This window comes from Cohnella fermenti (genome assembly GCF_004801405.1).
In the GTDB taxonomy this organism is placed as follows: domain Bacteria; phylum Bacillota; class Bacilli; order Paenibacillales; family Paenibacillaceae; genus Cohnella; species Cohnella fermenti.
Genome location: NZ_SSOB01000025.1, coordinates 15,492 through 26,876, shown reverse-complemented (window position 1 = coordinate 26,876; position 11,385 = coordinate 15,492). Strand labels below are relative to the sequence as shown.

Here is an 11,385-nt window from a genome sequence, read left to right as displayed (position 1 = left end):
CATAAGAGAGGTGGGCTCCCATTGGATCCATGTCCGTATCAAGGACCAGGCAAGATGAACCCTGTCTTTATCGGAGGCTACGACGAGATCAGGCCGACGAACGATCCTGCGCAGGCCGGCTATTGGATCGGATCGGGAACTTCCGTGCTGTTCGATGCCGCCCTGAACGGAGGGGCAGGGGGAACCGTCGTATACGAGGATCTGATCCGAATCTCGAAGGGAGCGGAGCTGCAGCAGTCCGAGCAATGCGATTGCGTCGCAACGGTGACCCTCGACATCCAGGCGAAGCCGGCGACGTTCGGCTACTTCCCGCCCCATTCGCTGGACGTCGTCTTCGTTCTCGATGTGACATCCAGCATGATGTCGGGAGCGAGCACCAAGTTCGTGCAAGCCAAACGAGCGATGGTTAACACCATTAATCAATTATGGGCGTCCAATCGGGACACGACCGTGACGATCGTTCCGTACGGGCGGGCAGCCTTCCTGCCGAACGCAAGCCCGGCGACCGGCTTCGCTTACGATTACACAGGGTCCTTGTTCACCTGGAAGCGAAGCTCTGCCCCTCCTCCCGGCGGCACCTACTACATCGGGCAAATTCTCGGCTACCGGAACCAGAGCTTCGTCGGAACGAGCGAGATGGCCGCCTTCCTCGCGCAGACCGAGCCGCTCGAAGCCAGTGCGGAACGAAGCCTCTACAACTCTTATAATTATTACAAAATCAGATACAGCGACATCTATGACGCGGACGGCAATCCGCTTCCCGATTCGGTGCTCTCCGATTACATTGCGAATGTGTACACGCCCGAACCCGCCGCCTATTCGAGCAATCAGCTCGTCACGGTCGCCGCGGGTACGTCGTTCACCCCGATCGAGGCGACCTATGCGATCAATCCCGACTACCCGAACAATTCGATCCTGCAGAACCTGATTTGGGCGATTCCCTATTCCGAGGATACGAATACGGAATCCGGGCTGACCGCCGCCTATGAGCTGTTCAAGACGCCCGGCTTCGCGCAGTCGAACGACATCAACCGCAGGGTCGTTATCCTGATCACGGACGGGCAGGCGAATCGTTCGATCAATCCTTCCTATCCGACGACGTTCGCCGCTCCGGGGGACACCGATGCGACGTTCTTCCCCGATGTCGCGGGAGAGCCTTGGAAGTACTTCACATACCTTCAGCAGACGATGGCGCAGCTCGTCGCGGAGATTACGAACCGTTCCTCGACGTTCGAAGAGATCGGCTTCGCCTCGACAAGAGCCCAATCCATCTCCGACAAGCTGAAGAGCCCGGCGGACGGCAATACGCAATTGTACGCGCTCGGCATCGACATCAGCGCGCAATCGCCGGGACCCTACACGCGCGAGGACGTGATCGAGCTGATGCAGAGCTGGGTATCGGCTCCTTCCTTCTTCCACGAGGCCAATACGTCCGACCCGGAGTCGCAGATCGCCGAAGTGCTCGCGAAGCTCGTCGCCGACATCTTCAATCTGTACGCGGGCTCGCAACTCGTCCTGAACGATGCGATCAACACGGCGCTCTTCTCATATGTGCCCGGCACGATTGCCATCCGCGGCGTTCGCAACGGACTGAAGCTCAAGTCGCCCAACCAGCCGGATATCACAGACCCGCTGGACCCGGACTTCACGGTTTACCCGAAGGCTCCCTTGCTGCCGGACGTCGATGACAGCTTATTCGTGAACGGAGCGTTGACGCTCCCGTTCGGTCCGATGCCGCTGGGATTGCTCACGCAGGACAGTCTGACGACCGTAACGCTTGCTTATCAGGTGCGTTCGAATCCGTTCGCGAACGGGTTCCATCTTCACACGAACGCGGACGACCGAACCTTCGTCTCGTTTATCGAGCCGAACCATCTCGTTGCCGTCTCCTCCGTCATCGACTACGGGGCTTTGCCCAAGGACGTCTTTTTCCACACACCGGTCGTCTCCTGCGAATGCGCGCCATTCGCCGCTCTTGCGATCGAGAAGACGGCGAACGTGTCGTCCGCGAAGCCGGGAGAAGCGGTGGAATACGCCATTCGCGTGACGAATACGGGAACGCTGGCGCTCACGAATCTCGTCATCTCCGACCCTCTGCTTGGGATCGACATCACGATCGGCGAGCTGCCGCCGCTTCAGGACGTCGTCATTCCGGTTCCCCATACGATACCGGCCGGCACGCCGGAGGGACCGTATCCGAACACCGCATCGGTGACGACGACGGAGCTGCCCGACCCGCGGAGCGCAACGGAGACGATCCGTATCGAGCTTACGCCCTCCCTGCTCGTCTCGAAGGCCGTAAACACGCGAACCGCCAAGCCCGGCGAGACGGTCGTCTTCACGATCGCGATTACGAACAACGGCAATTCCGATCTAATGAATGTTCATCTTGTCGACGCCCTGCTCGGCATCGACGCCACGATCGAACAGATCGTGAAGGGAGCCACGGTCAACTTGGACTTCCCCTATACCATCCCGGAGGATTCCGTCATTGGAACCGCGATCCTGAACGTGGCGGTCGTTCGGGTCGAGGAGTTGCCGCCGATCACGGTCGGAGTGACGGTCACGGTCGTCGGAGCGCCGCGCCTCATTCTCACGAAGACGGCCGATCGGAATCGGGCGAAGCCCGGCGACGTCATCCTCTTCACGCTTACCGCGACGAATACGGGCGACGAGGCATTGACGAACGTGCGCATTACCGACCCGACGCTTGCCCTCTCAACGACGATCCCCTTCATTGCGGCAGGACAATCGGTCAGCGTTCCGGTCGACTTCCGGGTGCCGCTCGAGACGCTTCCCCGAACGTACGTCAACACCTCCACGGCCGTCTCCGACCAGACGGAGCCCGCCGTCGCCACGGAGGAAGTCGAGGTGCTGCCGCAGCCGGCGGTCGCCCTGCGCAAGACGGCGGACCGGCCGACGGTGCGTCCGGGAGAGACGATCGTCTATACGATTCTGGTCGGCAACTTCGGCAACGTGCCTCTCGGGCCGTTCGCGCTGTACGATCCGCTGCTCGGCATCGACATGACGATCGACGGCCTCGCGGTCGGAGACGCCCGCACGTTCGATGTGTCTTACACCGCTCCCGCCGATTCGGCGCTCGGCTCGGCAATCGTCAATCTCATCACCGCCGATTCGCCTGAGGCGGGCATCGTCCAGGCGGAAGCGACCGTGATCGTCGCGGGAGACGATCTTCAGCTCGCCAAGATCACCGACAAGGGAGCCGCTCTGCCGGGCGAGACGGTCGTCTATACGATCGTCCTGACGAATGTCACGGCGCTGCCGCAGACGAACGTGCGGCTGATCGACGCGGAGCTCGGCATCGACGAAGTCATTCCGGCGCTCCTGCCCGGCGCCTCGGTTACCCGGATCGTCCCGCGCGTCATGCCGAACGTGCCGGATCATACCGTCTTGCACAATGTCGCCTCAGCCCGGTCGGACCAGACCCCGACGCGCTATGCCGAAGCGGATGTGACGGTAGAGAGCGAACTGACCGGGACCGAGCTTAGGGTGACCAAGATTCCGAGCGGGAACGTCGCTCCTCCCGGACAGCCGCTCGTATACACGGTCACGGTCGAGAACGTCGGAGTCGCGGCGGCAACGAACGTGATCGTCCGGGACTCGCTGACCGGCTTCTCCTCCTTCGTCCAGGCGATTGCGCCGGGCGGACGGGTATTCCTGACGTTCTCCTACGACGTTCCCCCGGGCACGCCTCAAGGCGTTGTCGTTCACAACCAGGTGCTCGTCACCTCGCCCCAGACGAACCCGACCGAGGCGGAAGCAGACGTCGTCATTCTGCTGCGCAGCACCTCGCTGCGGCTGACGAAGACCGTCGATCCGTCCGTCGCGGCTCCGGGCAGCGTCGTCTCCTTCTTCGTCACCGTGACGAACACGACAACCGTGCCGCTGACGGACGTTCGCGTCTTCGATAATCTCGCTTCGTTCCAGACTTCCATTCCCGTTCTCGCTCCCGGCGAGACCCGTTCGTATGTTCTTCCGTTCCGGATTCCGGACGGCACGGCGGGCGGGACCGTGTTCCTCAACGTCGCGACCGCCTTCTCGGCGGAGACGCCGTTTATCCAGGAGGAGGCCGAGGTCGCCGCTCTTGAGATTCCGCAGTACGCGATCGGCGAGACGGTCGACAGGCCGGTCGTCCGCCCCGAGGAGACCGTCTTCTTCACCATCGTCATTCGCAACACGGGCAATGTCGGCTTGATCAACTTCGGCTTCGAGGCGCCGCTTCTCTCGATCGTCTTCCGGACCCGGCTGTTCCGCATCGGCGATGTCATTCGTATTCGAGTTCCCTTCAAGACGCCGGATACCGACGAGGAGATCGTCATCGTCAGTCCGGTATACGCCCATGCCGACAATGCCGGCCCGCAGCAAGTATCGGCGCAGGTGCTCGTCATCCCCGAGGAAGAGGAATAGGCCGGGAGAAGATAAGCACGCCCAAAAACGCCTCCATGCGCTGCGGACGATCCGCTGGCGAATGGAGGCGGTCTGGTGTGGTGCGGCGCCGTCTCAGTCTTCCAGCTTAAACGCCTTCTTCAAGTCGTCGATCTCGGCATCCTCGATGTGAACGACGTCTCCGAGAGCGCGGGCGGCCAGAATCGACTTCGCGCTGTATTCGGCGACTTCCAGCCGATCGAACGTATTGAGCAGCCCTTGGCCCGTGACGACAAGGCAATTGTTGCGGACGATGGCCAGCGGCGTATTCGGCTTGAACAGCTCCGCCGTCTTCTCCGGATCGTTATAGAGCGCCGCGAAGGGCAGCTTCGGCATGCCGCGCAGCAGGATGTAGCTCTCCGGAATCGTGCGGGAATCGAACGGCTCTTCCGTTACGGCGAACGCCATGATCTGCGGCGGATGCGCCAGAATGACGGAGTCGACGTGCGGCTGCCGCTCGTACACCGCCTGATGGAACCGGACCGACCGGCTCGGACTCTTCCCCTCTTCGCCCGCGCCGCCTTGAATGCGGACAAGCTCCTCCGGCTGCAAGTACTTGCGGTCGATGCCGTACGGCGTAATGAGGAAGTCCGTTCCGTTCAGCCGCTGCGAGAACGTTCCCTGCGTGCTCGTGAACAATCCCTGATCATAGGCGCGCCGAATAAAAGCGCACATCGAGCGTCGCAGCTCCATCTCCTTCTCGTCGATGTCTCCGCCCGGGTACGTCGGGATGTCCAGCTTGCTCTCCCTGCGGACGGTCTCGTAGTCCTCATCGGACAGCAGCGTCGGACGGCCGAACCGGGATGCTTCGATCTCCAGCCGCGCACAATAATCGAGCGTCTCGAACACGCGGAACGCCTCGAACAGGTCCTCCGCTCCGACAACGACGCCGTGGTTCTCCAGCATCACCGAATTGACGCCTTCCGCGAACACATCGGCGATGTTCCGCCCAAGCTGCTCGCTGCCGGGAAGCGCGTACGGCGCCATGCCGATGCGTCCGCAGATCTGGCGCTCGTTCGGAAGCAGCCGGGTATCGGGAATTCTCCGCACGATGCTGAACGAGACGAGCGCCGGCGGATGCGCGTGCACGATTGCGCGCAGATCCGGGCGAGTCTCGTAGATGAGCCGGTGGAACGGGAACTCGCTCGAAGGCCGATGCTTGCCTTCCACCGTGCCGTCCTTATGAACGAGCACCATGTCCGCGATCGTCAGCGCGCCCTTGTCCACGCCGGACGGGGTGATCCAGATATCGCCGTTGTCCTCGCGGATCGACAGATTGCCTCCGGAGGTCGTTGTCATGCCGTATCGATAAATTCGTTCCATCAGCAGAAGCAGTTGCTCCGGCGGCGTTAACTCGGTTGGTCTAATTTCGCTTGGTCTCATGAGTCGCTCAGCTCCACGTCTATGATCGTACTCTTCTATCATAAGGATCGATGCCCGGGTCGTCTATGATCCGGATTACAGCTTTTTAGCGAAGCAGCCAGATCATGAGAGCGACGACAAGAATGATCGTGACCACGTAGATCCAGGTCAGGTTGGTCCATATTCGCTTCGACTGGCGGGTATAATTGGCGCTCTCGTCCTTGTTGGCGTTCGAATGGCCGATCATGACCGTTCCGACAGCTCCCGCCAGAACGATGATCACGACAATCGCGATAAGCCAGGTCATATTCACTCGATTCTCTCCTCCCGTTCGCACGTTGTTCTCTTATGTAGAGTAACGGAAAGCGGTTACGCCGGTCAACCGGGGCTTTGCCGTTGCGCGGTGCTGTTGCATCGGACGCGTCAAGGTCGTACGATGGACTTGCAATCTTAGCAACGACACAAAGGAGCTGTCGCCATGACTTATCTGGATCAACCCTATACGCTGAGAGGTTTGACGCTGCGCAACCGCATCGTCATGCCGCCGATGTGCCAATATTCGGTCGAGGCCGAGGACGGCATCCCGAACGACTGGCACTTCGTCCATTACGTCTCCCGGGCGATCGGCGGCGCGGGACTTCTCATCGTGGAGATGACCGACGTCGAGCCGGACGGCCGCATCACGAATCGCGACCTCGGCCTCTGGTCGGACAACCACATTCCCGCGTTTAAGCGAATCGTGGACGAAGTTCACAAGCACGGCGCCAAGATCGGCATCCAGATCGCCCACGCCGGGCGCAAGGCCGAGGACGCCGCGCAGCCGGTCGGAGCTTCTTCGCTTCCGGTCCAGGGCATCAAGAACGCACCGCGCGCCCTCTCGACGGAGGAGACGCGAGCGATGGTCGGCAAGTATCGCGATGCGGCCAGGCGCGCCGTGGAAGCGGGCTTCGACACGATCGAGCTGCACGGCGCCCACGGGTACTTGATTCACCAGTTCCATTCCCCCGGGATCAACGACCGGACGGACGAGTACGGGGAAGACTTGTCGCGCTTCGGCACCGAGGTCATTCAAGCCGTGCGAAGCGTGATGCCCGCGGACATGCCCCTTCTCTTCCGCATCTCGGCCATCGAATACATGGACGGCGGGTACGACCTCGACCATTCCGTCGCGATCGCGAAGAAGTACCGGGACGCCGGAGTCGACCTGTTCCACGTCTCGAGCGGCGGCGAAGCGCCGGCCGGAGCGCGGAAGCCCGCGAACCACGCCGGCTACCAGGTGCCGTTCGCACGCGCGTATAAGCAAGAGCTGGGCGTGCCGGTCATCGCGGTCGGCATCCTCGAGGACCCGCTCGTCGCCGAAGCGGCGCTCGCCGGCGGGGACGCCGATCTCGTCGCCGTCGGCCGCGGCATGCTCGACGATCCGTATTGGGCGCTTCATGCGATCCGGGCGGTTGCCCGCAAGGTCGAGCCTCCCGTTCAATACGCCAGAGGGATTTACGTTCGTTAACCAGCGTGCTTCTTCGACGTTCCGTCCGGGGCGACTTATCGTCGCCTCGGGCACCAACCGGTCTTCCCAGAAAAGGGTGCCTTATCCCTGCTGTTCAGTTCCCCAAATTCCAATAATTAGGATACTGATCAAGAGGGATAAGGCACCCACTGGCGAGAAGGGATAGCGACAATTAGGAGGCAATTCCGCTCTACTGCACCAGACTCTCCAAATCCGGCTGCAGCTTGTTCCGCAGAACGTACAGCATGACGGCGCCGACAAGGAATGCAACGGCATCCGCAATGACAAGCGACCAGACGACGCCGTGGAAGCCGTTCATCCGATTGGCGAGATACAGCACCGGAATCAGGGTAATGCCCTGAATAATCGACATAATAAACGCAGCGGTTCCCTGAGCCGTCGCCTGGAAAATCCCCGTAAACAGCGTCGTCATTCCCGTAATGAACAGAGATAGGAACGTGACATGCAGAATGTAGCTGCCCATCTCGATCAATTGCGCGTCGTTCGTGAACAGGCCGATCAAGTGGTCGGAGATCAGATAGACGACGATGCCGAACACGACGGCCAGCGCCACAATCGTCTTGATCGTGAATCCGATCGTGTTCTTCATTCGCAGCTTATTCGCCGTGAAGGTGAAGGCGATCAGCGGCACGACTCCCTCGCACAAGCCCATCAGAATAAATTCCGGGAATTGCAGCAGCCGCGACGATATTCCGTAAGCCGCTACGGCCTGGTCCCCGTATTCGACAAGATAATGGTTAAAGATAAGCGACATGGCGCCCAGGAAGATGCTCATAATAAAGACGGGAACCCCGATCTTGAATACATTGCTCATAATGTCCTTCGTCGCCTTGAACCATCTGGCGGAGACGGTCAGGAATTGGCTTCTGTACCTCATATGGAAGGCGTAGAAGGCACTCGCAGCCAGGTTGGCCACCACCGTTGCCGACGCAACGCCGACGACTCCCCCATGGAAGACGAAGATAACGAGCGCGTCAAGAATAATGTTCACGACAACGCTGAGAATCATCCCGATCATCGACGTAATCGCCGCTCCCTCCGCACGCACGATATTTTCCAGCGTAAAGAACAGAACAACGATCGGTGAACCGATAAGCATAACCGTGACATAATCCTTCGTGAATCCGAACGACTCCGGCGTTGCCCCCAGGCCGTGAACGATGGAGTCGATCAACGGGAGGCCGGCGGCGATGACAATCAGACCGAGAACCAGGCTGCCGTAGAAGGCGAAGGATGACACATGCTTGACATCGTCGTACCTCTTCTCTCCCAGCAGACGGGAGATGAAGGCGCCGCCGCCGACACCGACCAGGTTGCCCAGCGCCATAATGGCCGCGAATAACGGCAGCGTCAGCGCGAGTGCGGTCAGCATGGCCGTATTGTGAAGCGTGCCGAGAAAATAAGCGTTCAGAATCGAATAGATGACACTCATCGACGTGCCCAGCATCATCGGGACGGCGAAGTGGGCTACGGCTTTGGCGATCGGCGCTTTCTCGAAGTAATGGAGGTTTTGTGTATCCATGTCGGTCACTTCTTTCATCATGTTATTCAGGCTTATCTAACAGTGTTAGATTGAACCTTACAGTGTTAGATGATATCATGAACCTATGGACCTGTAAAGCACAAACTTACACTGTTAGATAAAAAGGACGGATCGCGATGAAGAAGCAGCAGCCGCAAATATCGGAGGACAGGATTCTGGAAGCCTCGTGGGAGCTTCTTGGCGAGGATGGCATTGAGAGGTTCAGCTTGAGACGCTTGGCCGACCGGCTTGGCATTCAAGCTCCCTCTCTGTACTGGTACTTCAAGAGCAAGCAGAAGCTCTATCAGCGGTTGGCCAATCAGGTGTCGAAAATCATTGTCGAGGAGTTCCATGCCGAGGGGGACTGGAAGGAGCAACTGGCGGGGCTGGCGGCAACGGTGCGGAACGTGCTCAGCCGGTATCCCTGCTCCACGCAGCTTATGATGATGACGCTGCCGCACGAACCGGACATCATCCGGTTCACGAACCGCATGCTGCTCTGCGTCGAAGCGACGCCGCTTGAGCAAGAGCAGAAGATGCAGGTGGCGACTACGCTGATGAACTATGTTTTCTACTTTGTTATGGACGATTACCAGCATGAGCGCAATGTGTCCACCATCCTTAAGGAACGGGGAGCGGGAGCGCTGCCTGGGGACGAGATGATTCGCCTGCTGGATTCCATGAGCGAGACGGACGCGGGGCTGTTCCGGAGGATGTTCACAAGCGGATTGTTCGAGCTGATGGGCACCGACGGGGCGTTCGAGTTCGGCTTGAAGCTGATTCTGCTCGGAATCGAGCAGGTGATCAAGGAGCACGAGAAGTAGAATGCAAGAGAGCCGTCAGGGGGATCTTCCCTGGCGGTCCCCGGCGACGCTATTCGCTCTCTGTTCCGATGTTCTTTTGCGGTTTTATGCGGATTTTCACATTCGTCGGCGTCGGTTAGGAGCAATCGAGGCGTTTTATGTGGTTTTTAGCATACGTCCGGCGATTCGAGCTGGGATTTCCTTCACGAATGTGATTTTTCGCATAAAATTGCTCGAACCGCTCATTATCGGCCCTCGCCAATGTGAATTTTCATATCGATTACGGAAGTCAATCGTCTTTGTACTGCTCAGGGGCCTGGCCTCTCGATTCAATCACTTGAGGTTGCTCCTCGCGGGTGTCGACCGCTTGAATGTCCTCGACGGTTACCGTGAACGCCCACTCGTCGCCGAAATCGAACAAATATAGAAACTTTTGCCCCACCGACAATTCCAATTCTCCAAGATACGCTTCGGTTACGGTCGGCCTGTCCGTGTCATCCGGCGAATAGAACACGAACTTGGTTGACCACTTTTTCCCATCCATAAAAAATGCATACAAATGGTCGTCGCCGAAATCGAACGCATCCTGAATCGCTTGATGCAGATCGTATAAGGTGCAGTGAGACGATAGACGAATACGCCTCCAGCAATTGCGGCGGAGAGTCACTTTAAGAACATAGGTACAATCGACAAATTCAATGATTTGCCTTGGCAGCCACCGTGTCAACTCGCCTGCAGGGAAGAGATGGATCAACGAGTCGGCGAAGTTCTCCATCTCCCACTCCTCTTCACCTTCGTCTTCGCCCTGAGCTTCGTCTGCATCCTCGCCCGCATCTTCATCTTCCCATAACGGTTCCCCGGGGAAACCAGCCCAATCCCCCGCTTCTTGCCGCAGATGAAGATTCCAAAGCTCCAAATCTCTGGAACGGTAAAGTTCCATGCATAGCGAATAAAATAAAGGCGTCGGGGCGAGTGTCTTGATCGGGTAGGCAAACTTGGACACATACGATAGAAGGGGAGCCTCGTTTCTTGTCATTGCCCAGAATCCGAAGTACTGGAAGCAATAGACAATGTGACCCCATCTCCTTAGTCGAAGGATGAGTTGTTTACCGAAGTCGCTGCTGTCATCGACCACGCTTCCTGGAGGAAGCTCCGCCAGTAATTCGAACACCGCGCGAACCTCATCTGCCGATGGCGCTCTGTCGTAATCGATCATCAAGTCGGACCAATCTGTATCAACCCAGAGCGCTTCCAGCAAGGAGATATACTTCTCCGTGGGATTCAGGCTATAGAATACAGACAGCCTCTCCGTAGGGAGCAGCGTTTGTTTGCCGCTGGAATGCGGCTCCATGCGGAACAGGTCGGCGACCAGCGCCAGATTGTAAAACAAGGCTAGCAGCGGGTAAGCGTTCTGATCGGAGTAGACCGTCACTTCTTGTTCCGGCTCGGTCATCAGGGCATTGATGGCGAGCAGATCTTGACGGGGCAGCCAGCCTCTCGCTTTCGTCAGCAGGATCTCTTTCTTCTCCACATAAGCCGCGAAGGCCGTAAAATCCTTCACAATCGGCGTTGGTTCCGTTTCCGTTATGATCAGCTTTTGTCCGGCATTCATAAGGACCCCTCCTTGCTTAGTCAGAGTCATTATAACAGGTCGCCCCATCTCCGACGATATAACAGAACCGCCCATCCCCGGATCGGGCGGGCGGTTCTTCAGGCGGCTATAA

7 protein-coding genes are annotated in these 11,385 nt (G+C 58.8%); 3 read left to right on the top strand and 4 right to left on the bottom strand.

All coding sequences use genetic code 11. The features are described from left to right. The first annotated feature begins 54 nt into the window (after window positions 1-54). Window positions 55-4,428: a DUF7507 domain-containing protein gene (locus E6C55_RS18995; protein WP_168735746.1), complete on the top strand. Its 4,374-nt coding sequence runs from the start codon at window positions 55-57 to the stop codon at window positions 4,426-4,428. 93 nt (window positions 4,429-4,521) lie between these two features. Here E6C55_RS18995 and E6C55_RS18990 read toward each other — a convergent pair whose 3' ends face one another. Both E6C55_RS18990 and E6C55_RS18985 read right to left on the bottom strand, forming a co-directional pair. Next, on the bottom strand, window positions 4,522-5,829 hold the full coding sequence (locus tag E6C55_RS18990; protein WP_136371393.1) for a class II aldolase/adducin family protein: 1,308 nt from the start codon (window positions 5,827-5,829) through the stop codon (window positions 4,522-4,524). 85 nt (window positions 5,830-5,914) lie between these two features. Continuing rightward, entirely contained in the window at window positions 5,915-6,121 is a 207-nt protein-coding gene (locus E6C55_RS18985) for a hypothetical protein (protein WP_136371392.1), read from the bottom strand. A 165-nt stretch (window positions 6,122-6,286) separates the two neighbouring features. Here E6C55_RS18985 and E6C55_RS18980 point away from each other — a divergent pair, with 165 nt between their 5' ends. Then, entirely contained in the window at window positions 6,287-7,315 is a 1,029-nt protein-coding gene (locus E6C55_RS18980) for an NADH:flavin oxidoreductase/NADH oxidase (protein ID WP_136371391.1), read from the top strand. 190 nt (window positions 7,316-7,505) lie between these two features. On the opposite strand, the gene E6C55_RS18975 is transcribed toward E6C55_RS18980, so the two are convergent. Beyond that, window positions 7,506-8,858, bottom strand: coding sequence for an MATE family efflux transporter (locus tag E6C55_RS18975; protein WP_136371390.1), 1,353 nt, complete (start codon window positions 8,856-8,858; stop codon window positions 7,506-7,508). Window positions 8,859-8,995: 137 nt separating this feature from the next. On the opposite strand from E6C55_RS18975, the gene E6C55_RS18970 reads away from it, so the two are divergent. After that, complete coding sequence (locus tag E6C55_RS18970) at window positions 8,996-9,682, top strand: TetR/AcrR family transcriptional regulator (protein WP_136371389.1); 687 nt, start codon at window positions 8,996-8,998, stop codon at window positions 9,680-9,682. 268 nt (window positions 9,683-9,950) lie between these two features. Here the strand turns inward: E6C55_RS18970 and E6C55_RS18965 are convergent, their stop codons facing one another. Then, complete coding sequence (locus tag E6C55_RS18965; RefSeq protein ID WP_168735745.1) at window positions 9,951-11,273, bottom strand: plasmid pRiA4b ORF-3 family protein; 1,323 nt, start codon at window positions 11,271-11,273, stop codon at window positions 9,951-9,953. Between the last annotated feature and the right edge of the window lie 112 nt (window positions 11,274-11,385).